Genomic DNA, 26,437 nt, shown 5'->3' on the forward strand with positions numbered 1-26,437 from the left:
CATATGAAAATTGTCATTAGAGTCGGTATTTTGATTGCTATTTTAGGTGTTTTTGGATATACCATGTATTATCTATACATGAAAAATGAAGCCCCTGAAGCTACATACAAAATCGAAAAACCATTTATCAGTGAAGTACTAAAAAAGACTGTCGCTACTGGATCGGTTGTTCCTCGTAAAGAGATTTTGATTAAACCTGTGGTGTCTGGAATTATAGACAAAATATATGTTGAAGCCGGATCTATGATCAAAAAGGGAGACATCATCGCACGTGTTAAAATCATCCCGGATATGGTGAATTTGAATAACGCTGAAAACAGATTAGAAAGAGCTGAGATTGATATTGAAAACTCTCAATTGGATTATAATCGAAACAAAGAACTCTTTGATCAGGGTGTGATTTCTAAAGCGGAGTTTCAACCATTTGAATTAAGGTTAAAAAATGCCAAACTAGAAGTTGAGGCCGCTGAAGATAATCTTCAAATTATCCGGGAAGGTGTGAGTAAGAGTAGTAAATCTGCTACCAATACTTTAATTAAAAGTACCATTTCTGGAATGGTATTGGATGTTCCGGTTAAAGAAGGAAATCAAGTGATTGAAGCCAATACATTTAATGAGGGAACAACTATCGCATCTGTGGCAGATATGACAGATATGATCTTTCAGGGGAAATTAGATGAATCTGAAGTGGGTAAAGTAAACGAGGGTATGGATTTGATCCTCACCATTGGTGCGTTACAAGACTTAACTCTAGGTGCTTCGTTAGAATACATCGCTCCAAAAGGTGTCGAAGAAAACGGAGCGATCCAGTTTGAAATTAAAGCTAAAATTGATCCAAATGATCTATCTGCGAATTTCATTAGAAGTGGTTATAGCGCAAATGCCTCAATCGTTTTAGAAAAAGCTGATTCTACCTTAGTGGTTAAAGAAAGCTTAATTGAATATGTTGGAGACTCAGCTTTTGTTTATGTTCAAACACAACCTCAGGTATTTGAGAAAAAGCAGATTGATGTGGGATTATCAGATGGAATTATTGTGGTCATTCAAGACGGCATTACCATGGATTCTGAATTGAGAGGGAGACAAAATGTAGAAGGTGAAACTTCAAAAGAGTACTAGTCTATTGGAGTTGTCTGTAGTACGCTCCTGCGTTTGAAACCGCATCATCTATATTCCGAAATGTATATGACATTTCAGATATAATTTTCTCCGCACTATAAGAAACCGTATTTACTGCGGACTGTGCAGATTCTGAAGTCACAACAGGGGACTTTCTGGTAATAAACGAACGGATTTTTTCCAGACGCCAAAAAATATCAATCCAAAATCCCTGTACCAAAACCGATGGAGGTTTTACGTCCATAATTCCTGCTATTTTGTCGAATAATTGCTTATAGCTCAAATTCTCCCCAATCAATAAAAAACGATCGGATTCAATATCGCTATGCATTAATTTCTCCATCACATCAGCTACATCGCGAACATCCACAAATGCATTCGCACCTCCGGTATAGAACTTTAAACCTTTTCCTATGGTTTTAAATAAAGTTCCACTAGAACGTTCCCAATCTCCGGGGCCAATAATCACACAAGGATTTACAATCACCGCTGGCAGACCTTCAGCCACACCACGCCATACCTCGTTCTCCGCATAGTGCTTACTGATAGCATAATTGGAAGTTACTTCTTCTTCATCCCACTTATTGGATTCAATAACGACCTCATTCTTTTTAGATTTACCAACAGCAGCTGTGGAACTTACATAGCATAACTTCTTTACACCTCGTTCCAGGCATGCATTCACTACATTGGCAGTACCTTCAATATTGAATTTATATAGTTTCTGTTTATCTCTAGGATCAAAAGATACCAGAGCGGCAGTATGATAAACATATTGCGCATCTCCAATACCATCTTCCAATGAAATGATATCAGTAATGTCCCCATTCACCCAGTGGATTTTATCAAATAAATCCTCCGAACCATAAAAGCTAAAAACTCTTTTGACAATCTCAAGGTTTGAAGATTCTCTTTTTAATGCACGTACCGAATTCCCAGATTTTAACAGGTTCAACAATAAATGCGAACCCACAAGTCCTGTTCCTCCCGTTACGAAAACTATATTTTCAGCCATTTGGTAAATACGTTTCGACAAAAGTAAGCCCAAAACAACATTCCTATTTAAACTCCTTTCATTTTCTTTTAATCCACGACTTATTGCTCATAACAATTGAAAATTTACATCCTAACGATACGTCTTAAACTCTTTATTTGACATCTTAAATTTAAAATTACCCAATGGGACTAAATAAATACGCTGTAATTGGACTGGGGCAATTTGGAAATGCCATCGCTAAAACCCTAACTGAAAGGGGCTCGGAGGTTATTGCAATAGACTCAGATATCAGAAAAATTGAAAATATTCAGGGCACGGTAAGACATGCTATTCAATTAGATTCTACCAATAAAAGGTCACTTGAGGCTCAAAACATTGAAGAACTAGAAGCTGTAGTTGTTGCTATTGGAAGAGATTTTGAGGCTTTGCTTTTAACTGCAGTTCATCTCAAAGAAATCGGTGCCAATAGAATCATCGTTAGAGCCAACGGTCCTCAACAACGCATGATTTTAGAACAAATTGGTTTTAAGGAAATACTTTCACCTGAAAATGAGGTCGGAATTGCAGTAGCAGAAAGACTTCTCAATCCAAGCATTCTATCCTCATTACAACTTCGTGATGATTATGAAATTGTAGAAATAAGAGCTCCGCACCGCATTTTTGGTAGGACCTTAGAAGAACTCGCCCTTCGTGAACATTATAAACTTACGATAGTCACCATCAAACGAGAATACTATCTGGGAGAAAAAGAAACCGGAGGTAAAAAGGTGGAAAAACATGTTTTAGGCGTTCCATCCCCTTCAACGATTATTCAAAGCGGAGACACTTTAATTATATTCGGTCAAGCTTCGGATATTGAAGAATTTAGCAAATCAAATGGATGATTTCATTACCTTCGCCACACATGTGATTTATCATAAAAATCTTTTGTAAGTTCCAGACTCCGGATTGTGTCTATTTCTCCTTCCAATATACTTGATAACGAAACTGCTTTTGAAGCGTTCTTTAAGGAGAATTACAATTCTTTTTGCCGATTCGCATATACGTTTATCAATGATGCAGATGATGCTGAAGAGATAGTCCAAAATTGCTTTGTTAAACTATGGGACGGACGTAAAACACTCATTTTAGGAAATAATCCCAAATCCTATTTATTTACCATGATTCGAAATGCTTGTTTGAATCAAATCAAGCATATTTCTATTCGGGAGGATTATAAGATTTACAATGAACGACTACGCTCAGAAGCTCAAACGGAAGAAGAGTCAGAAGATTCTGATCTACAACAAAAAGTAATCCATGTGATTCAAAATATGCCGGCTCAACGAAAAAAAATATTTGAGATGAGTCGTTTTGAAGGATTGAAATACAAAGAAATTGCAGAACATCTCAATATTTCAGTAAAAACCGTTGAAAACCACATGGGCAGTGCTATAAAGCAACTTCGCGAAGAGCTAAAAGACTATATGCATATTGGGCTTATCATTTATTTTGTAAACAAACTAGGGGATCAGGTAAATACGATTGTCTTATTTCTAGGATCATGATGCAGGAAAATCAAAATATAGATCATTTACTCACAGGTTACCTGAATGGAGAACTGAATGATTCTGATACACATATCGTTTCGGAATGGATTGCATCGTCAGAGAAAAACCAAAAATGTTTTGAGGATTTTGCACGCATTTGGAATCTTTCACAAAACACAAACATCCCAGAATTCAGTTCTGAAAAAGCCTGGAAAAAAATAGCGCCTCAAATTCATAAAACACCATTTTACAAGCAGTCCTGGTTACAAATTGCGGCATCGATATTGATACTTATCGGTTCTATGACCATTATCTTTCAGCTTACATCAGACGGTGGACAGACTTCTGTTTACACTTCAACAGAAATTTTAAATGATACCCTACAAGATGGTTCGGTCATCACGCTAAATAAAAATACGCAAATCAGTTATGCCGAAAACTTCAACTCCGATACCAGAGAAGTAAAATTAGAAGGTGAAGCATTTTTTGATATTGAACGAGACACGACCAGACCATTTATCATTCACCTCGAACAAAGTGAAGTTCATGTATTGGGGACATCATTTAATATTAAATCTTCCTCAAAAGACGAACTCATTAGTGTTTACGTTAAATCCGGTGTGGTGATGTTTAAATATCTATCTCAAGATTCCGATAGCACATATCTATCCATTAAACTACATGCGGGAGATAAAGTTATCTATAATAAAACCACCCAGAAACTGGAACCGATACAAGATGCATCTGAAAAAGCTACTGAAATGTACTGGTTAAATCAAGAACTCATCTTTGATGGTATCGAACTGGGAAAAGTATCCAAAATATTAGAAAGCGTTTATGATGTAGAAATCTCTTTCAACGATGAGCATACCCCAAAATGTTTGTTAACGGTTAATTTCCAGAACTCAAATATCGATCATATCATGGCAGTAATTGCGACCACTTTTGAGCTTGAACTGGAACAACGTGATAATCACTATACACTTAAAGGAACCAGCTGTGCGCCAAATTAGTTGTTTGCTTTTTCTATTGATTTCGTTAGGTGTTTTTGCACAAAAGAAATCCAACTTAGAGGTGAATGTCTCTCTCAAGAAACAACCTGTTCGTATTTTATTTACGCAAATTGAACAACAAACCGGTCTTCACTTTTCTTACAACTCCAACATTTTAAATGCAGATAGTTTAATTACATATTCTGCACATAAAACAGTAAAAAAGATAATTTCTGAAGTCTTTGACAGACAGATTCAATCCAAAATAATTGGATCACACATTATTCTGGTTCATAGCAAAAAGATAGAAAAGCAATACGATAAAGACCATCCCGATTTTACGGAGTTTTCTGGGACTATTCTAAATGCAGTTACACGTAAACCCATTTATCAGGCAAGTATTTATAACATCTCATCCAGAACAACCGTATTAACTAATTCTAAAGGACATTTTTCTATCACCATTGAAAAAGGAAGCATCAAGAATTTCAATGTAGCCAAATCTGGTTTTCAAGATATCATTATATCGGTGAATGTACGTGAACAAAACAATATGGAGATCCTGCTCAAACCCCTCCATCCAAAACTTACCGTTACCTCGAAACCTACCCAAAATGCTACCATTCAGGAAAATCCCAATTTCGTTTTAAAAATGGTTCCTCCGGAGGGGTTAATTACTGTAGAAAACCTAAACGAAATTGAAGAAAAAAGAGTCGGGCAAGTCTCATTTATTCCCACTATTGGAACAAACATGAATGCCAGCGGAATTATTGATAATAATTTCTCTTTGAATATTCTTGGAGGCTATAATGGTGGCGTAGATGGTATTGAGGTTGGAGGTTTATTTAATATCCTCAATCGCAATATGGAGGGATTACAAATTGCAGGATTGGTAAATGTGGTTCAGGGGCACACTTCAGGTATGCAAGTCGCTGGGATCGTTAATAAAAACAAAAAGAATGTTACCGGATTACAAGTTGGTGGTATCAGCAATTTTCTTTCTGATAGTTTACATGGGATGCAAGTGGCTGGTGTAAGCAATATCGTAAACGGTCGGGTAAATGGATTTCAGGTGGCAGGAATCCATAATCATGTAACCAAGGATGTGAATGGCGTACAGGTAGGTGGAATTCTCAACTGGGTACAAGACAGCATTGTAGGCTTTCAAGTGGCAGGAATATCAAATATTGCCAATGGCAAAATGAATGGTTTACAAGTCTCAGGAATTCATAATTTATCTACAAAAGATATTGTTGGCGGGCAAATTTCTGCAATCACCAATCAAGCTCTTTCAGAAATGCATGGAGTTCAGCTATCACTCTTCAACTATGCAAAAATGAATAGCGGGCTACAATTAGGGCTGATCAATATTGCCGATACTTCTAATGGAATTGCGCTGGGGTTATTCAATTACATTAAAGATGGATACCATCCAATTGAAATTTACGGAAATGAAGTTTTGTATACGAATCTTGCCTTTAAATCAGGGATGGATTATTTCTACATGACATACACCGCTGGTTTCCGTCCAAATGAACCACATATTTTAGGTTTGGGTTTAGGAATTGGATCTAAGATTAACACCTGGAAATGGCTCTCTTTTAGTTTAGATTTAACTTCCACATTTATCAATGAACAGGAGTTTAACGCGGAATACGATTGGCAATTGAACCTACTGAATCGTTTTGACCTTACCGTTGATCTAAACATTAAAAAATTCTCTATCATATTCGGACCTTCCATCAATGGTCATATTTCTGAAATGCAAAATTCATCTGGTGTCTTCACCACAAGCATCGCCAGAGAACCCTTCTATACTGAGGTTATTGATGGTGTTCAATTCCAGGCCTGGTGGGGCGCAAAAGCGGGGGTCAGATATTCTTTTTAAAAAAAATCAAATAGGACTAGGGGTAATTTAAAACCGAATTGTCTTCATCATAGTTAAACTTAAAAACGACATGAAGACATTTCAAAACGCAATTATCATTCTACTGTTTTTCGTAGGCTCACCGCTTTGGGCTCAAAACGATACAACGAAGAAATCTACCCCGGTTCAACTGACATTCCTTTACCCGATAGGTAGCAACGGAATGAACTCCCCCCAGTATACCAACAACGTATCCTTAAACATGATCTACGGAATCAATGGGTCTGTACATGGATTAGAACTTGCTGGAATTGGAAATGTATTAAAGTCAAACATGACCGGAGTTCAAATGGCCGGAATTACCAACATTACCGCAGGATATGTGAATGGAATTCAATGTGCTGGTATTTACAACCATACCAATGCCAGAGTTACAGGTGCTCAGATGGGAGGTATTGCCAATATTGCCATGAAAGGTGTTGACGGACTACAAATAGGAGGAATTACTAATATATCTCGTCACAATACTACAGGTTTACAAATAAGCGGCATCTACAATTGGAGCCACGGTAACACTTCCGGTGCTCAGGTTTCAGGTATCTATAATAGAGCGGACAAAAAGTTTTATGGCTTACAACTCGCCATGATCAATAGCGCCAAAAACATCACCGGGTTACAGATCGGACTCATTAATGTAGCCGATTCTGCGGACGGTGTTTCATTTGGTTTGATTAACGTTATTAAAAATGGATACCATTCCTTAGAAGTATCAGGTAATGAAGTTTTACCATTGGGCATCGCTTTAAAATCCGGTACAAATACCCTTTACAACATTTATTACGCAGGGGTTCAGGTCAACAATCCACAGGTTTTCGGATTTGGATTAGGTTTTGGATCCAATATCCAATTGGGCTCTAATTTATCCATGAGCATGGATGTCACTTCAAACTACATCAATGAATTGAAAAAGTTTGAATGGAAATTGAACCTCCTCAACCGACTGGATATGACCATGAATTATGATATCAATAAACACTTCACCATCCTGGCCGGACCATCATTTAATGTACACGTATCGGAACTGGGATACGAATCCACAGGAGGGTTTACTACCGCTATCGCCAAAAACCCATTTTACACCGAAACATTTTACCAAACTCAAGTTCAAATGTGGATCGGAGCAAAATTCGGTGCACGATTTAATTTCTAGAAACACTAAACTTATTAATTTTAAATCCCATGAATCAATATAAACTCATCTGGTTTTCACTCCTCACTGTGATTTCATTAAGCTCGTTTACTCAAAATTTAACGCAAACCGTAAGAGGAACTGTTATCGATAAAGACACGCAACAGCCCATTATTGGGGCCAATGTGATCATTGTTGGAAGTGATCCCTTTCAAGGAGCCAGTACAGACATTAACGGTCAATTTATAATCAAAAACGTAGCCGTAGGGCGTGTTAGTTTAGAAGTAACCGCCTTAGGCTACGAACCACAAATGTTATCCAATATTGTAGTTGAATCAGCCAAAGAAACCGTTTTACATATCGAAACCATAGAAGCCTATGAAATGTTGAATCAGGTGACTATTACAGCACAGGAAGAACGGGGTGAATCCATTAATAAAATGGCTACCGTGAGTGCCAAAACCGTTACTGTTGAGGAAACCGGAAGGTATGCGGGTTCTTTGAATGATCCTGCCCGTATGGTTTCAGCCTTTGCTGGAGTTGTTGGAGATGCTGAGGGAAATAATGATATTGTTGTACGTGGAAACTCTCCCAGAGGAATTTTATGGCGCTTAGAAGGTATCGAAATTCCAAACCCAAATCACTTTGCAGATGAAGGCAGTACTGGTGGTCCTGTAAACACATTAAATGCAACGATGTTAGCCAATTCTGATTTCTTTTCTGGAGCTTTTGCCCCGGAATACGGAAATGCACTTTCAGGGGTATTTGATACTAAATTCCGAACAGGAAACAATCAAAAAAGCGAACGTTCTTTCTCAATTGGGGTATTGGGAACAGATATCACTCTGGAAGGACCTTTTAGTTCTAACTACAATGGCTCATATCTGGTGAACTACCGTTATTCAACTTTGGATTTACTAGACGCTGCCGGGATTCTACAATTTGGTGGAATTCCTAAATATCAGGATGCTTCATTCAAAATCAATCTTCCATCCAAAAAATGGGGAAACTTCTCCATTTTTGGATTAGGCGGACTAAGTGCTATTAATCAGAAATATGAGGATGAAGATACACAGGAAGTGGTGAGTAAAACAGAGGTCAAAGACGCTGTAGGTGTGATCGGAATTAATCACAATTATATCGTGGGTAAAAGCAGTTACTTTCATTCTTACGTTTCCGCTTCCGGAACCAGCAACAAAATATTCGATCAGACCAAAGATGAGGTCAGAAATGAATTTTATGATAGCTACGTTCAGGATTTTAAAAAGAGTACTTATCGATTCTCAACTTCGTTCCATCATAAATTCAACAGAAAAAACACGCTAAAAACAGGTGTGATCTATTCCATTCTGAACTACAATATGGGTTCTACAGTAAATGATGACAACACTGTTCCCGTGGATTATATCAGAGCCTCTGGTAAAACATCTATGATTCAAGGATATTCTACCTGGAAACACCGTTTAACCAATGACATTACCATGGTAAGTGGGCTTCACTTTACTCAACTTTATCTCAATAACAATTATGCTTTAGAACCGCGCCTTGGTTTAAAGTGGAATATGAATCAAAAAGAATATGTTTCGTTTGGTTTCGGAATGCATAGCAAAGTAGAAAGCATTTCCGTTTATATGGCGAATGTTGAAGGGCAAGAAGGTACATATGCCAATCAGGATTTAGAACTCACCAAGTCCATTCATCTGGTAGCGGGTTTTGGACACAACTTCAATCCATATCTCACTTTAAAATCTGAGGTTTATTACCAACATTTGTACGATGTTCCTGTGAAAAATGATCCGAATAGCGCCTATTCCATGATCAATCAATCTACGAGCTATATTAACATTCCATTGGTTAGCGAAGGTACAGGAACCAACTATGGTATTGAATTGACGTTGGAGCGTTATTTCCACAATCAGTTCTACTATATGTTGACTTCATCTTTATACCAGTCAAAATACACCGCGTTGGACAAAATAGAGAGAGACTCCAGATACAATGCCAATTATGCCTCCAATGTGGTGGTGGGAAAAGAATTTAATTTGAAATCTACCAAGAAAAACAAAACATTGGCAGTTAATATCAAAGCTTCTTTGCTTGGGGGAAACAGATACACTCCAATTGATCTGGAACAATCGATCATTGAAAACGAAACCGTTTATGATGAATCCAGAATCTATGGAGCAAAAGGTGATGATATTTTCTTCTTAAATTTAGGAATGACCTACAGAATCAATAGAAAAAAGGTAACCCATGAAGTCAAATTAGATATCCAGAATATCACCAACAACAAAGCCGCAGTAGGTTACTATTATGACGACACCAATCAGAAAATCGGAGAGTATTATCAATTGTCTTTGATTCCCAACCTGATGTACATTATTAAATTCTAAAAGATCAAATCAGGTTCATTTTTGATTAACTTCGTGCGGCTAAAAGCATTTCAAGGTCAATAAATGAACTACTATTTCATCACGGGAACAAGCAGCGGCATCGGAAAAGCGTTAACCGAAGCCCTTTTAAAAAATAACCATACTAAGGTTTATGGAATGTCGAGACGTCAAGATGCAGTGAGTGGCAGTTACGTACCGATTTCCATAGACCTTTCTAAATCTGATGAAATTGAAGCTTTCCAATTTCCTGAACTAGCTGATGCAGAACGCATCGTTTTAATCAATAATGCAGGTCAAATCGGAGATATAAAACCAGTGGGAAATGTAGTGAACCAGGCTATTGCAGATTTGTTTACCGTAAATGTTACCGCTCCGGGTATTTTAATGAATAAGTTTATTCAAGCATATGGCGAACTTCCGGTTCAAAAAACTGTTTTGAATGTAAGTTCAGGTGCAGGCAAAAACGCGATAGAAGGTTGGGCGGCTTATTGTGGTTCTAAAGCAGCTATAGATTTATTCAGTTTAACGGTGTTTGAGGAGCAAAAAAGGGCAACCCACCCTACACAGATTTACTCTATCGCTCCAGGAGTTGTAGACACACAAATGCAAGCGGAAATCAGAAATTCTAACGAAACAGATTTTTCAAGACATACGCATTTTGTGAATCTCAAAAAGAACAATGAACTGACATCTCCGGATGAGGTCGCTGAAAAATATATCTATATTTTAAATCACACTGAAAAGTTCCCGGATTGTATCTTCTCACTCAGAGATTTATAAGTGATTCTTTTTGAGTTCTATTGATTATTTGTACTTTAGATGGTACGTAACTAGCTAACCATTTAGAGTTGAAATCATGAACGAGTTCAAAATTTTTATCGTAGAAGATAGCCCTTGGTATGCAGAAATGCTCAAATACCATCTTACGTTAAATCCAGATTATGAAGTACATATTTTTGAAACCGGCAAAGATTGTCTGGCCAATATGCACTTACGTCCGGATGTAATTTGTTTAGATTACTTTCTACCAGATAGTAGTGGCGAAAAACTATTTGAAAAAATACAGTCACAAAATAAAGACTTACCTGTTATCATTATTAGTGGCCAGGAAGAATTGAGTGTCGCAGTGAAACTACTCAAAAATGGAGTCTATGATTATATCATTAAAGATGACCACACTAAAGATGTTTTGTGGAACAGCTTAATTCATCTGAGAGAAAATAGCAATCTAAGAAAGGAAGTCACCGAGCTCAAATCTCAACTCAAATCTAAATACGATTTTCAGAAAATCATTATTGGTCAAAGTCCGCAAATCAAAAAAACTTTTGCGCTCATTGAAAATGCATCCCGCACCAACATTAATATCGCAATTACTGGTGAAACAGGTACTGGGAAAGAAGTTGTAGCCAAAGCCATTCACTATGCCAGCGATCGAAGTAAAAAACCTTTTGTGGCAATCAATATGGCTGCCATACCTAAAGAACTGATAGAGAGCGAACTCTTTGGACATGAAAAGGGAGCTTTTACCGGAGCATTAGCCCGCAAGAGAGGAAAATTCGAGGAAGCCAATGGCGGTACTATTTTTCTGGATGAAATAGCTGAAATGGACCTCAATATGCAAGTGAAACTTTTACGTGTTTTACAAGAACGTGAAGTCATACGTGTGGGCGGAAATAACAAGATCAAATTTGATGCGCATTTGATTACTGCTACGCATAAGAACTTGAAAGAGGAAGTTAAAAACGGAACTTTCCGAAAAGATTTATTTTATCGAATCATGGGACTTTCTATTGAACTACCTCCGTTGCGCCAAAGGGGAAACGATATCCTAATCCTGGCAAAACACTTTATAGACCTCTTTTCAAAAGAGAATAAATTAAAAGCACCTTCATTGACTCCTGAATCTAAAGAAAAGCTTTTGAAGTATCATTTTCCGGGAAATGTAAGAGAGCTTAAATCTGTAATGGAACTCGCATGTGTAATGGCTATTGACGGAGAAATTCATCCTGATAACATTACTTTTCATGCCGATATGCATGATGATGATACGTATCTAAATGTTGAAAAGACACTTAAAGAGTACAATGCCGATATCATCACATACTTTCTGAAAAAGTACAATAACAACGTGATTGAAGTCGCTAACATTCTGGATATCGGGAAGTCTACGATCTATAATTTGATTAAAGCAGGTGCCGTAAAAAACAAATAGACCACTCCATCTAAATCAGATCTTCATCTTAACACCCTAAAACTGTCCATTTTTTCCATATTCTGGAATTCCCATCTCTCTTTTTGGAATTTTTCGCAAACACCAAAACACACAACACGCTAACAAACAAAAACTTACCATTATTGGCTTACATCTTGCCAAAACTCATCCGCAAAACAGTAGTAAGTGTCATAAGCGAGATGATCCCCAATTATCTCGCTTTACTTACCTAACTACCTAAATCAAGAGTTATGAATAGATTTTACAATTACGTACTTGCTATCTTCAGTATACTTCTCGCTATACTGCTTTTTTCAATTCAAAGCTACTCTCAATCCGTTCAGATTTCTATTCAAAATCCAAATGGTTTGAACGTTTGCGATGTAGCTAAATCTGTGCAGGTTAATGTCTATAATGGCACTGCTAATACGCTTCAGTCAGTAAGTTTAAACGTAAACTTACCATCAGGTATTTATTATGCATCTGGCACTATAAGTAACTTAAATGGATATAATGTTCAGGAGTCCAATGTTTCTAATCTCTCTTCAATCACACTATCTTCCAATAATATTCCAGCAGATAGCACCTTGCGATTCACTATTGATGTGCAAGCCAATATGGATGCCATCACCTATCAAAATAATGGTAACGTATTCAGAAATCAGGTTACTGTAAATTATTCTGGAGGTTCCGCCAATAAACTTTCCGGAGGATACAATTTATATTATCCTGTTTTAAGCATATTAAGTGTTAGCCCAACATCTCAATCTGTTCACTCCGGAAATTCTGTAACACGTCAAATCAAAATATTAAACGCGGGAAATGGTCGTGTATCCAGCTTTACCGTTGAAGATTCACATGGCACAGGAGTTCAATTAACCGGAGTTTCTGTAGGTAGCTTAAACAATTCGGGAAATCTAATTACATTGTCAGGTAGTGATTTCACAAGTGTTGGAAATGGTGATCAATTTTTAGATCAAAATGAGTCTATTATCATTACAGAGACTTTAAATGCTACAGGCTGTCAATCTAGCACTGTGACTTCAACTATTACAAACTTCTGGGGCTGCAACAACTCCTTCATCACAAGTTCTAACTCATATGCTCATGTGAGTATATCGTTAAAGACTCCTAATATTTCAGTATCTAAATCGAGCGAATTGACTTCTTGTTTCGGTACTGGAAATGCAAGTGATCAGTCTATTACACTATCAAATAACGGACAAGGAAAAGCCGTAGATGTTTCATTGGATCTTTTTAAATCTTTAGGTTCCAATTACGATCAAAACATATTTTCAAGAATAGATGCCAATAACATCACATATAGTTTGAATGGTGGAACTGCTGTTTCAATTACTCCGACTTCAACTGTAGCTACTTCAAATAGTGGTGGATACTCTTGTTTGGGAAGTAACCCAATAGGTAGGGTTGTCTTGACACTCCCTGATTTAAATCCCGGAGATCAAATCCAAGTTTACTTTAAAACATATCACTGTAACATCAATGTTTGCAACGGAGAATATGTAAAAGGCTGGGCGTATCAATTGCAATATGAAAATGTTTGCCAAACCAGTTCGTATGCAAAAAACGGAACAGGGCAAAATGAAAACAATACTCAAATGTCCATCTTCCCTGAAACACCAACAGATATAAACTCCGGTGAAACAAAAGAATTCAATTTTACTGTGTCCTCTTTTAACAATGACCTTCCTGTAGGAAGTGGAGCGAAATACAAAGTTGTTTTTGACATCCCTTTAGGATTGAACTATTCTAGTTTGGAATTCTATCATAATGTGATTTGGGCTCCTTCATCTGTACAGTTTAATTCAAACTCCAGACAATTGACTGCCTATTATGATTTACCAGTTCCATCTGGATTTAATATGAAAAAAGCTTCATTTAATTTGGATCTTACTGGAGATTGTTCTGGTGGAGTTACCTCCGGAACTAAAAGTATAGACCTCTCCATAAACTACATCCCCAATAACAGTTGTGTATTTGAAGTCCCTTTTGTTTGCAACAAATCGGTAGATGTAGATCTTCACTGTCCATATGGGGCAGGTTGCCAGGGTATGGCATTTGAAAGTTTCACATTTGAGCGTACAAGTTTTGGTGCTCCGGATAATAATCTGGATGGAATACCTGACGCCTCAGGAAATCTCAACTTCTCTCGTATAAAAACCAATCGTGTGATGTATGGAGATACAATTAGAGGAACTTTTACAGGGACCGTTCGAGGAAGTCAAACTTTCAATTACGGTAAGGCTATTCAAAGCATAGAAAAAGGATTTTATTTATCTGCAATTTCCGCTTCCATCAAAGTGTATGATGCAAGTTCTGGCAGCTACCTAACAGCTTCAGGATTATCTCTAGCGTCAAGCTCAAATTCTAATAGTAAAGAATTTACCTATGATATTAGTGTAGGGAGTTTAGTTTCATTATCATCCGCGTTCTCAGGATATTCTTATGCTCAAGGAGACTCGGTTTGGGTATACACAGACTATAAGGTAACTACGAATATTGGAGGAAACATTCAACAATTAAAATCAACAAATGAATACTATTTAAGCAACGTTTCGAATCCCAATTCAAATCAAAAAATGAGTTGTGGATATTACAACGACCATTTTACGCTTATTGGCTATTTCTTTAAAAATGCCAGTCGTAATTATTTCAATATCACTAGTTGTACTAAAACGGTAAGTCAAAACTTCTTTTTGAGCATTGGAGACTGTTGCTCGAATTACAATGGTGGAGATTTATTTCCTTCGGAATATCGTAACTGGGCACATATCAAAACGGTAACTGTAGAAATTCCAGCGAATTATTCGATAAGTAATGTAAGACTTAAACATCAAAGAACTCGAAAAATAAATAGTTCTGTGACTGAACATGCCTATAACATTTCACCTTCGAGTGTCAACGGTAATCTATACACTTTTGACATTGAGTCTTTATTCTCAGGCTATGGCGGTTCCATAAAATTATCAGATGATGGGTTTAAAGCAGTTATTTATATGGATGTATCTCCAAATTGTGATGTACCATTAAATACTTATCAGGATTTGGACTGGAAAGTAGATTTCCAAAAATCAGATAACCTTGGAGGAGGAACTTCAGGTTTCGTTACTGCAAGTAATCCGGATCAGGTAAAATTCAATCCACCAACATTGAGCTTGCTTTCTAATAATCCAATTATGGATGGTATAAACAAAACAGTTCATTGGGATTTAAAAGTTAAAACCAATTCATCTAGTGTAGATGCCAATTATGCCTGGGTTCACATTAAGAATCCATCAAATGAGGTGGATATTTTACATGTGATAGACGATGCTTCCGGAGATACACTTGCTCAATCTAACGACTTATACCTACTCGGTATGGTTGATGGCTCTCAACAAAGAGATTTAACTATCGTTGGACAATATCATGCTTGTGCCCCGGATTATATTACGGTATACGCAGGTTATGAATGTACGGCTTATCCAGCTTCATTTGCTGATTTCACTTGTAATTTTACCACTTTAGGGTTATTTGTAGAACCTAAACCTGCTCAAATGCAAGTGGTGCTACTCGGACAAAATGTGGGAGACGAATGTTCCAATACGGTAGAAATAGAGTTAGATATTACCAGTGTGAAATTCGGTGCTATTGATAGTATTGATATAGATTTTTCTAGTACCAATAATAGCATGCGTTTTGAAAATGGTAGTGGTCAACTCCGTTATCCTCAAAGCGGGTCTTACCAATCCGTAGCGAATCCAACTGGTTCAATTAGCAATTATTCATATGCTTTAGCACATCTAAATTCAAGTTTGGGTGCCAATGGATTACCAGGAATATTAGACCTTTCAAACAACATGGTTAAATTAAAATTCAATATGGTCCTGGAAGAAACATTTAAACCGGGAGATTACGCCCAGTTTACCATCACAGGAAAAACCATGTGTGGTCAAAATGTTCCAACAATTAACTTGAGTTTCGATCCAAGCGTAGGTTTCCAAATGGTGACCAATGCAGGAATTACAAGTGATCATATCAACTCCTGGTCTTCAAGTTGGGGCGATTACAACAATGATGGATATCCAGATTTATTCGTTACTTCTTATGATGAGAATCAACCAAACATTTTATACAAAAACAACGGTGACAAAACTTTCACCAAAGTGAGTTCCGGGGCTATCGTTACCGATTTAGCTAAGTCCGTTTCTTCTACATGGGGCGATTACAACAATGATGGGTTCTTAGACTTATTTGTAGCAAATAATGTAGGATCTCCAAACTTCCTGTACAAAAACAATGGAAATGGAACTTTTTCCAAAATCACTTCCGGAGATATTGTAAACTATGGAACTTACTGTCATAGTGCTTCCTGGGCAGATTACGATAATGATGGATATTTAGATCTATTCGTAGCCGAATATTTCCCAACAAAGAGTAATCTATTATTCCACAATAATGGAGATGGCACATTCTCTAAAGTAACAGATAGTCCGGTGGTGACTGATGCTGGGCACTCAATTGGTGCAGCATGGGGAGATTATAACAATGATGGCTTGATGGATCTTTTTGTACCAAATACTAACAATGAGCCCAACTGGTTATACAAAAACATCGGAAACGGTCAGTTTGTTAAGGTGAACGAAAATGTAGTGAGTGCAGCATCAAATTCTGTGGGCTGTAGTTGGGGAGACTATAACAATGATGGACACATCGACCTATTCATTGCAAATTCAGGAAACTCGAATAACTTCTTGTACCGAAATAATGGGAATGGGACTTTCTCCAATATCAACTCCGGACCAGTTGTTAACAATGGAGGCCACTCTCATGGAAGTGTTTGGTTTGACATTGAAAATGATGGAGATTTAGATCTTTTCGTAACAAATGATCAGGGATACGATAACTTCCTGTATACAAATGATGGTCAGGGAAACTTCACACGTGTTGAAAATGATTTGACTGCTCAGGGAGGAAATTCATTTGGAACTTCCGTAGCAGATTACGATCGAGATGGAGACCTGGATTTATTTGTTGCCAATCATGGAAATACAACTAATTTCTTCTTTGAAAACACTAAAGGCCAATGTGCTTCCTACCTATGTTTAAACCTCATCGGATCAAATTCGAATTATAGCGCGATTGGAACTAAAGTTCAGGTTCTGGCTTCTATTGACGGGCAACAGGTATGGCAAACACAATATGTATCAGGTCAAACCGGAGGTGGTGCCGGTGGACAAAATGCGGCTAACCTGATCTTTGGTCTGGGCGAAGCTGAAAATGTAGATAGTTTAATTATTGAGTGGCCATCAGGCTTCAAAAAAGTCTACACAAACATTTCTCCAACGCAATCCAATTGTAACACATATACAGAAGATAATGGCGCATTGGTTTCAGGAACTGCATATGTTGATGCCAACAGCAATTGTCAATTTGATGCTGGAGAAACAGTCATGAAAAACGTTGAAATCACCATCTCTCCAGACGGTAAAAAAACATATACAGATGAAAACGGATACTACGAATTCTATATGAATTCAGGGCAGTACACAATATTGGCTGAAACACCAACGTATTACGTAAAAAGCTGTTCATCTAATGTTTCTCATAGTGTCACGGTAACTGGAATCGGAAACACTTATCCAAATAATGACTTTGGATTTATTCCATCCGGTTCTCAATCAGATCTTACAGTTTGTTTGAGTACTACCGTACTAAGAATCAATTTCACAAATGATTATGTTGTTACTTACCAAAACCTGGGAAATACAGTGTCTATCAACAACACGATTACACTGAATTTTGCGCCTGGTATTGAAATCATTGCAAGTACACTCCCATGGACTTCAAATAATGGACAAACTGCAGTTTGGCAAATTGACTCCATACAACCACAAGAATCCGTAGTATTCTATGTAACTGATTCTGTAACAACCAGTGTAACTTTTGGAAGTTTTGTAACCAATTCGGCAACGATCTCTTCAAGTTCTTCTGATGCAGATTTGTCTAACAATATGTGTAGTGACATCATTGAGATTGTTGGCGCCATTGATCCAAATGATAAGTTAGTTTATCCTGAAGATGTGGTCGAAAAAGGTGCACCTCTGACTTATAAAATTCGATTCCAAAACGTAGGAAACTACCCTGCCGAATCGGTTATCATTTATGATACATTGAGTGCTGATTTGGATGTTTCAACTCTATCTCAAATAGAGACTTCGCATCCTTCCAGTTTCACGATCATTGATGGGCATATTTTAAAATGGGACTTTGGAATCATTAATTTACCGGATAGTGTACATAATGAACCGGAAAGTCATGGGTTTGTTCAATTCAAGATCTATCCATTTGAAAATCTTCCTGAAGGTTCAGTTATTGAAAATTCAGCATTGATTCTCTTTGATTACTATCAAAAAACTCCGACCAATAACACTTATGTGGCCATTGAGTCTGACCAGGTGATCGATAATAATCTACAATCGTTACATATCTATCCACAACCAGCTTCGGATAGACTGATTATAAAATATATATCTGCTTTTGATGAAGATGTAAATATTGAATTCCATTCCATCATTGGTAAAGAAATAACACAAGTCACTAAAAATGTCGAATCTGGTGAAAACCATTTACAATTTGACATCAGCAATTTCCATGAAGGTGTGTACACCGTAATACTACATGCATCTCATGGAACGGTAACACAAAAAGTACTTGTAGTAAGATAGTTTTTCATTGTTTAGACTAGAGTAGTGAGTAAAGAGTCATGAGATATGAAGAGGAATATAGTGAGTGAATAGTTTTAAGAATTGTGGATTACATTAATACGTTTTATTAAACACACCATTATATCCTCCATTCCACCACTCAATCCTCATTACTCAATCCTGTTCGCTCATTACTCTATCCTCAAACAACCCGCTCAAATTCAGATTCCACACCTAAATTCTCATGTCCATTTTTTGGAATCCGCCTTCCAATATTGGAATTCCCTATTTGACACACAAACACAATCACTTATAAAACAGCAGGTTATATTTTGCGGTTTAGTTTTTGGCATAAGCGAAACAACTAAATCACAATATCATGAATTCACTAAACATATTTGTAGTAGATGACGACCGATTCATGCTTCACATCATAGAGAAGCATTTATCTAACCTGGGCATCACTTCCATCAAAACCTTCCATTCCGGAATTGATTGTTTACAACATCTCAATGAAAAACCGGATATTATATTTTTAGATCACAACATGGACCTGTTAACCGGATATGAGGTGCTCAAAAAAATAAAAAGAGTCAGTGCAGACCCATTTGTAGTTATGGTTTCCGGACAGAAAAAAGTAAAACCTGCTGTGGACAGTTTAAAACACGGTGCTTTTGACTACATCCAAAAAGACGATCATTTGGGGGAAAACCTCAAAAAAGTGGTTCAAAAAATACTAGATTACAAAGACTTAATACAAAGAAGCAAACCAAGCTTACTTAAAAACCTATTCTATTTTTTATAGTCATGAGACCGCTAATCATCATATTATCCATAATCACATTTACATCTTGTAAAACACTGAACGTGTACATGGAGCCTAAATCCAGTCAAAAGGCAGATACTGCACAATTGGATAGTTCCTTCTTCTATAATCCGGAATACCAATACAAAATTCGGAAAGATGATAAAATCAGCATCAGCGTTTGGGGGCAGGATGAACTCAGCGTGGGATCCTCTTATGGGATCTACAATTCCAACGAAGTGTATGGAAAATGGCTAATGGTTGATGATTCCGGAACCATAGAAATTCCAAAACTTGGAACATTCTGTGTAGAAGACCTTACAGTCCAACAATTGAAGTATGTCCTAAAAATGGAATTTGGAAAATGGATTCTAAACCCGGTGGTTGACGTTAAAATATTAAATAAAGAAATTACTGTAATGGGAGAAGTAAGATCTCCAAAAGTGATCCAGGTAGATAAAGACCAAAACTCGCTATTTGAGATCATCGCCAAATGTGAAGGTTTCGATACTTACGCCAATTTAAAGTACGTCAAAATACTTCGTCAAAATGGAGATGATGTCATCGTAGCCAATGTAGACATTACAGAGTCCGGAGGATATTTATATAAAAACATCCAACTCTATCCGGGAGATGTCGTGGTAGTACCCTCCAGAACCTACAAAGAATTTGATCGAAGAGTCTCGATCATCATCCCATTCACTACAGCCATCACAGCTGCCGCTATATTAATTACCGCTTTTTAATCAATGCATCATGGAAGATAATTTTAGAATTCTTAAGCCATACTTCAGAGGCTTACCGCTGATTATCCTGGCGATGGTCATTGGTTATCTGGTAGCTCGTAAATACCTCAATTACGCGACTCCAATGTTTGAAAGTACTGCTAAACTTAAACTCGCAGATATTGGAGATGGTGTGCCAAGCAGCAATCTTTTCAAAGATCTGGATGTATTCGTTTCATTGCACCGAATCAATGCGGAGATAGAAGTATTAAAATCTGAAATACTCCTGCAAAAGGTCGTAGACAAACTTCAACTGAAAACCAGAATCTACAGAAAAGGACAAATCAAAACCGTTGAGCTATTTGATCAATCTCCGTTTGTAATCACACATGGTAAAATCACATCTAAATCCTATGATCATCGTTATGATCTGGTATTTAAAGATCGTTTGCATTACACATTTTCTGATCCTCATTCAGGAGTATCATTTGACGGTATTGTCGGTGATACCTTAAAAATGGATCAAATGGAGGTATTGGTACAATTCAATGATTCATTTCTGGTATCCAATCCACACATCGAAACCATAGATCATTTTCAATTTGAATTTATAAGCAAAGCGGCACAAATAGAGCATTTACGTTCTCATTTGGATATTACATCTGTAGATAAAGATGTGGCGGTCATCCGTATTTCATACAAATCTGCTATTCCTCAAAAAGCCGCTGCAATATCTAATGCTTTGGCTGAAGCCTATATCCAGGATTACATTGAAAATAAATTTCAGGCTGCAAATATCACAGTTTCCTTTTTGGAAAGACAAATTGAAAGTGTTTTTCTAAAACTAACTTCTGCTGAAGACAATATTCAAAACTTCAGGGATGCGAAACGTATTACAAATCTGAGACAGGAGACTGAAACTGATTTACGTGAAATTTCTCAACTTAAAATTCAGAAAACCAATCTGGAAATGAACCTTTCTGCAATAAAGGATTTGGAAAAATATGTTCAGGAAGGACAAGAGGATTTCCTGGAACTAGCTCCAAATTTTGAAGCTTTTACAGATTTATTATCTACCGAAATCATTAAAAACATTAAGTCTTTACAAGCAGAGAAAAAAGATCTCTTATTGGTATATACCGAAGAAGATGAAAAGGTTCAGGTAATTGATGCTAAAATCAAAGATTTGACAAATTACTTATTAGAAAGTATCAGCAATACACGTAAGAACCTCGAAGTTAAATACGCAGAACTGGAAAGAGATATTCAGGAAGCAGAAAAAGCATTTATCGGGATTCCTGAAAAGGAGAGAATTCTAACTCAATTAAACCGCGAATTCTCTATCTATCAAGAGTCTTATAACTTTTTAAATAAAAAGAAGATCGAAGCAGAAATTGCGCAAGCTGCGAATATTTCTTTCCATAGAATTATTACTAAAGCGCAAATTGCTGATCAACCTATTTCTCCAAATAGAGGAATCATCACAATTGTAGCTGTGATCCTTTCCATGTTTGGTGCGATCGTGTGTATTGCTATCATCCACATACTTAAAGCAAAGGTGAATAATAGACAATCTATCGAGTCTAATTCATTAATACCAATTGCAATGTTGGTTCCATTTTTAGATCAAAAAAACGTAAGAGTATCTCACTTTTTAAAAGAAGCGATCCAATTGGAAATCAAAGGGCTGATTTCAGATCATTCTTTATTGGCTATTCACTCTTTTGATCAACAGGAAGGCGCACAATTCAACACATTACACCTGGCAAAAGCGTTGGCTATGCAAGACCGAAAAGTATTGATTGTAGATATCGATGGTATATTAAATGAAGAACAAAAAGCTTCATTGTCCATGGTCAAACATATGAGTCTTAAAGATTCCAAATATGACAGATACACGCAATCTATGATGCAGGATTTAATGCAGGAATTAAAAGTATCTCATGATATCGTTCTTTCATTAAGCGAAAATATGCTCAGCCAAAAATCGCTTTTGATCATGAAGATGGCCACAACTAATTTGGTGGTGTTGGATACCAGAAAATCTTCATTCAAAAAGATTATGGAAACAGATTTAATGGTAGAAGAATATCAACTGCCACAAGTCAACTTCATCTTAAACAGATATGCATACAATCCTTCTGTAATTGTTGACATTAAAGAATTTATTGGATTCGTAGTCCAAAAACTACAACAACTAAAATCAAAATAATGCAACTCATTTCCTACATAAAGTCTTCAAAAAAGATGATGGTCCTCACTGATCAAATCGTCTTTAGCGGAAATAGTTTTTTGCTGACCATTTTGATGGCTCGAATTCTAACTCCGGAAAAATTTGGTGTATTCGCATCTATCATTCTGGGGTTATATCTCTGCATCAGTATTCTGAATGCATTAGTTGTTCAACCATATCAGGTTTCTATCGCTAAAGAGAAAAATAAAGAAGCTTATACCTCGTATAGTTTCTTTTATCAGATTTTACTTCTAGCCATCGTATTAATTCTATTGAATTCGCTTTCATTCTTGCAACTAGAGTTTTTAGCTGATTTCAACGAATTGATCATGCCTTTGATGTTATTCGCTTCTGGGTTTATCATGCAAGATTATCTGAGAAAAATTTTTCTGGCGCAATCTGAATTAGACGCCACAGTTTTGATCGATGGTCTCACGGCTTTCCTTCAAATCTTCGTCTTGATTGCCGGATTATACTTCTCTTTCTCACTTTACCATATGCTCTGGTTATTAGGTCTGGCCTATCTCCCATCATTATTAATGGGGATCGTACTATTAAGACCTTCATTGGCTCAACTAAACTTATGGAAAAACTTTATGAATTCGCAATGGAATCAATCCAAATGGTTATTGCTAACTGCAATGGTCCAGTGGTGGTCAGGCAACCTATTCGTAGTTATGTCTGGTGTTTTTATCAGTATCGAAGCATTGGGCGCTTTTAGATTGGTACAATCCTTATTTGGTGTGCTCAATATTCTTTTACAGACTTTCGAAAATTACGTATTGCCACAAGCTTCATCATTATTACATGAGTCCGCATTTAAAGCAAAGCGTTACTTAAAGTCAATCAGCATCCGCTCATTTGCATTGTTTATTATGATCATTAGCGTTGTATTTGTTTTCTCGGAACAAATCATCCAATTGGCCGGAGGAGCTCAATATGTTTCTTATGCCTATGTAATTAAAGGGATGTCCGTTTTATATCTCATCATTTTCATAGGTTATCCTATACGACTTTCCATCCGCGCATTAATCTTAAACAAGAATTTCTTTTTAGGGTATTTGATTTCTTTGGGGTTTAGCTTGATTTCTTTCAAATATCTCCTTCACAATTGGGGGCTCATTGGTGCCATCTCCGGATTAATAGCTTCTCAAATCATCGTACTGACTTACTGGCAATTCATACTTATTCAAAAAAAATTCATCCTATGGAAATAATACATCTTATACTCGGAAAAGCCAATCCTGATCGAATGAACGGGGTCAACAAAGTTGTTTTTCAATTGACATCATGGCAAAAAAAAGCAGGTAGAAATGTTTCAGTTTGGGGAATTACACAAGAGCTCTCTCATAACTATGAGAAACGTAATTTTCAAACCAGATTGTTCCAGGCTGAAAAAAATCCATTTGCCATTCATGCTTCACTAAAAGAAGCGATCCTGGAGAAAAAAGACTCAGCCGTTTTTCACTTACACGGTGGATGGATTCCGGTTTATAGTTCTATTTCCAAACTCATGGCTGATCACCAGATCAAATTTGTCCTCACCCCCCACGGAGCCTACAATAAAATTGCTATGAATCGCAGTAAATGGGTCAAAAAAGTCTATTACCAATTCTTCGAAAAACAATTGATTCATCGAGCTGCCTGTATTCATTGTATAGGTCAAAGTGAACGTGATGGGCTCAATGATTTATTTCCAAACAAAAAATCTTCTTTGATTCCTTATGGTATTGATCTTAAAAACGGTGAAAACACCTCCCTCAAAAACAATAATGAGTTTATAATTGGTTTTGTGGGTCGATTAGATGTCTATACCAAAGGGTTGGATTTATTACTCGCCTCTTTTCGTGAATTTCATAAACTGGAACCGAATTCCAAATTATGGATTATTGGAGATGGTAAAGAAAGAACTGTCTTAGAGTTTTTAGCTCTGGAATATCATATTGAAAATGCCGTCATTTTCTGGGGAAGTAAATATGGCGATGAGAAAAACGCACTTATCCAAAAAATGGATGTATTTGCCCACCCATCAAGGAATGAAGGTCTCCCAAGTTCCATTTTGGAAGCCGCTCATTTAGGAATTGCAAGCGTGGTTTCTCATGCCACCAATATTGCTGACTATATATCTGAAGCACATGCTGGTATAGCTGTTGATAATGAGAATGAATCAGAATTAACACATGCTTTTTCTGAGTTAAAACAACTTAAAAAGAAAAATAAACTCAAAGCCATTGGGCTAAACGCTAAAAAAATGGTGCATACATTCTTTAATTGGAAGAACATTGTACCGCAATATGACCAACTATATCAGCAATGATAAGAGATCAAACCATAGTCAAAGAGCAATTTTTAAAATCAACTGGGCAATATTTATTTATTCTGCTTTTGCTCATGGTGGCCTGTTTCTTCACCTGGAGTGAAAACGTTATGATCACACGTGCCATAAAAGTGGTGGGCAGATTAGGAGTACTGGCCGGGTCCTATTTGGTTTACCGAAGAATTGTTCAATTCGGTGCCGTGGATTCCCTAAAATGGAATAACCCTCTGGCCATCGGGTTATATGGTCTGTATTTACTGATGGGCTTTGCTTCTTTCGCCTGGAGCACCAATGTAGGTTATAGCGCACTTCAATGGTTTATGACCTCTCAGACTTTAGTATTTTGTTATTTCTTCATCAAAAGTATCTACCTGCTGGATATTTATTTCCAGGATCATCGTATCCGAATATTTAATCTATTGGGTAATGTTTCCTTTAGTTTAATCCTTCTATTTGTAGTGGGCATGTGGACTTTACCAGATATCTTTTTCAGATTGACTCACGGTGGCGAAGAAGCGCGATTAGGAGGATATTTTATGAACCCAAATGAATTGGGAATGCTGGCAGGACTAGGCATTGCCGGTTTAATTTTTGATCTTTTCCAAAACGACAGAAAGAAATGGTGGACTGTGGTAAAACTTCTCGTTTTATTCTACGGGTTATACGCTACAGGCTCCAGATCATCACTGATTGGCGCTTTTCTTATAATTGGATTTCATATTTTCCAATCTTCAAACAAGAAACTTAAATATATCTCCATTGGAATGATGTTACTCGTGACACCCATAGCGGTGCATAAAGTCATATTTAAAGATGGGGATCAAAGCAGAATGGAAGAAGTGCTCAGCATGACCGGAAGACTTCCTTTTTGGACTGCACTCATCAATGAAGGATTGCCTAAAGAACCATTATTGGGATATGGTTTTATGCGTATCGCATACAAGGAATATTTTCAGGGTGTACATACCTATCCGGGAAAAATGACTCATAATACTTTTATTCAGGTTTTAATGAATTTAGGGTTCATCGGTTTAACCGTAATCCTATTCCATTTGATCTTTACATTTTATGGAATTTTCCATGAACCCCAATTGAAGAAACAAGTTTTGCTCACTTTACTGATTCCATTGATCATCAACTCTTTTACAGAATTTGGAATCTTTGGAGAATCCAATTATGGAATTCTGTTTTATCAGCTCATTCTCATGTATATCTCATTCCAACCACGTATGGTTTTAAGTCCGCGAGAACGCATTTATTTGCGTAAAAAACGCCCTGAACTTGAGCTCATCTCGGATTCCAGAATTTAATTTCTAATCCAAAATTTGGAATTCTTAAATTCAATATTTTCC

General features: G+C 36.9%; 17 protein-coding genes. 16 read left to right on the plus strand and 1 reads right to left on the minus strand.

Annotated elements, in window-relative coordinates:
- The first annotated feature begins 3 nt into the window (after positions 1 to 3).
- Positions 4 to 1,119: an efflux RND transporter periplasmic adaptor subunit gene (locus tag KFE94_07360; protein UTW67924.1), complete on the plus strand. Its 1,116-nt coding sequence runs from the start codon at positions 4 to 6 to the stop codon at positions 1,117 to 1,119.
- A 1-nt stretch (position 1,120) separates the two neighbouring features.
- Here KFE94_07360 and KFE94_07365 read toward each other — a convergent pair whose 3' ends face one another.
- Positions 1,121 to 2,134 carry an NAD-dependent epimerase/dehydratase family protein gene (locus KFE94_07365; GenBank protein ID UTW67925.1) on the minus strand — a complete coding sequence of 338 codons (1,014 nt, stop codon included), beginning with the start codon at positions 2,132 to 2,134 and terminating at the stop codon, positions 1,121 to 1,123.
- A 164-nt stretch (positions 2,135 to 2,298) separates the two neighbouring features.
- Between KFE94_07365 and KFE94_07370 the strand changes: the two genes are divergently transcribed.
- The 15 genes from KFE94_07370 (at position 2,299) to KFE94_07440 (ending at position 26,395) form a co-directional block, all read left to right on the plus strand.
- Positions 2,299 to 3,000, plus strand: coding sequence for a TrkA family potassium uptake protein (locus KFE94_07370; protein ID UTW67926.1), 702 nt, complete (start codon positions 2,299 to 2,301; stop codon positions 2,998 to 3,000).
- A gap of 66 nt (positions 3,001 to 3,066) precedes the next feature.
- Entirely contained in the window at positions 3,067 to 3,663 is a 597-nt protein-coding gene (locus KFE94_07375) for an RNA polymerase sigma-70 factor (protein UTW67927.1), read from the plus strand.
- On the plus strand, positions 3,660 to 4,658 hold the full coding sequence (locus KFE94_07380) for a FecR domain-containing protein (GenBank protein ID UTW67928.1): 999 nt from the start codon (positions 3,660 to 3,662) through the stop codon (positions 4,656 to 4,658). The genes KFE94_07375 and KFE94_07380 overlap by 4 nt, the downstream gene beginning before the upstream one ends.
- On the plus strand, positions 4,645 to 6,525 hold the full coding sequence (locus tag KFE94_07385; protein ID UTW67929.1) for a hypothetical protein: 1,881 nt from the start codon (positions 4,645 to 4,647) through the stop codon (positions 6,523 to 6,525). Before KFE94_07380 ends, KFE94_07385 begins: the two co-directional genes overlap by 14 nt.
- Positions 6,526 to 6,595: 70 nt before the next feature.
- A complete protein-coding gene (locus KFE94_07390) occupies positions 6,596 to 7,714 on the plus strand; it encodes a hypothetical protein (protein UTW67930.1) in 1,119 nt (372 codons plus the stop codon).
- Between the two features lie 29 nt (positions 7,715 to 7,743).
- Entirely contained in the window at positions 7,744 to 10,086 is a 2,343-nt protein-coding gene (locus KFE94_07395) for a TonB-dependent receptor (GenBank protein UTW67931.1), read from the plus strand.
- A 63-nt stretch (positions 10,087 to 10,149) separates the two neighbouring features.
- The gene (locus KFE94_07400; protein UTW67932.1) at positions 10,150 to 10,866 is read left to right on the plus strand and encodes an SDR family NAD(P)-dependent oxidoreductase; all 717 of its coding nucleotides are present in this window, start codon (positions 10,150 to 10,152) and stop codon (positions 10,864 to 10,866) included.
- A 76-nt stretch (positions 10,867 to 10,942) separates the two neighbouring features.
- A complete protein-coding gene (locus tag KFE94_07405) occupies positions 10,943 to 12,298 on the plus strand; it encodes a sigma-54-dependent Fis family transcriptional regulator (GenBank protein UTW67933.1) in 1,356 nt (451 codons plus the stop codon).
- Positions 12,299 to 12,549: 251 nt separating this feature from the next.
- The gene (locus tag KFE94_07410) at positions 12,550 to 19,026 is read left to right on the plus strand and encodes a VCBS repeat-containing protein (protein ID UTW67934.1); all 6,477 of its coding nucleotides are present in this window, start codon (positions 12,550 to 12,552) and stop codon (positions 19,024 to 19,026) included.
- A 358-nt stretch (positions 19,027 to 19,384) separates the two neighbouring features.
- Positions 19,385 to 19,810 (plus strand): response regulator, encoded by a 426-nt coding sequence (locus tag KFE94_07415; GenBank protein ID UTW67935.1) that lies wholly within the window; start codon positions 19,385 to 19,387, stop codon positions 19,808 to 19,810.
- A gap of 2 nt (positions 19,811 to 19,812) precedes the next feature.
- Positions 19,813 to 20,556, plus strand: a complete 744-nt coding sequence (locus KFE94_07420; GenBank protein UTW67936.1) for a polysaccharide export protein — start codon at positions 19,813 to 19,815, stop codon at positions 20,554 to 20,556.
- Positions 20,557 to 20,566: 10 nt separating this feature from the next.
- A complete protein-coding gene (locus KFE94_07425; GenBank protein UTW67937.1) occupies positions 20,567 to 22,747 on the plus strand; it encodes a hypothetical protein in 2,181 nt (726 codons plus the stop codon).
- Complete coding sequence (locus KFE94_07430) at positions 22,747 to 23,985, plus strand: oligosaccharide flippase family protein (protein UTW67938.1); 1,239 nt, start codon at positions 22,747 to 22,749, stop codon at positions 23,983 to 23,985. The genes KFE94_07425 and KFE94_07430 overlap by 1 nt, the downstream gene beginning before the upstream one ends.
- Positions 23,976 to 25,085: a glycosyltransferase family 4 protein gene (locus KFE94_07435; GenBank protein UTW67939.1), complete on the plus strand. Its 1,110-nt coding sequence runs from the start codon at positions 23,976 to 23,978 to the stop codon at positions 25,083 to 25,085. The genes KFE94_07430 and KFE94_07435 overlap by 10 nt, the downstream gene beginning before the upstream one ends.
- Entirely contained in the window at positions 25,082 to 26,395 is a 1,314-nt protein-coding gene (locus KFE94_07440) for an O-antigen ligase family protein (protein ID UTW67940.1), read from the plus strand. The genes KFE94_07435 and KFE94_07440 overlap by 4 nt, the downstream gene beginning before the upstream one ends.
- The last annotated feature ends 42 nt before the right edge of the window (positions 26,396 to 26,437 follow it).

It is taken from the genome of bacterium SCSIO 12643, from assembly GCA_024398135.1.
Taxonomy (GTDB): Bacteria; Bacteroidota; Bacteroidia; order Flavobacteriales_G; family Salibacteraceae; genus CAJXZP01.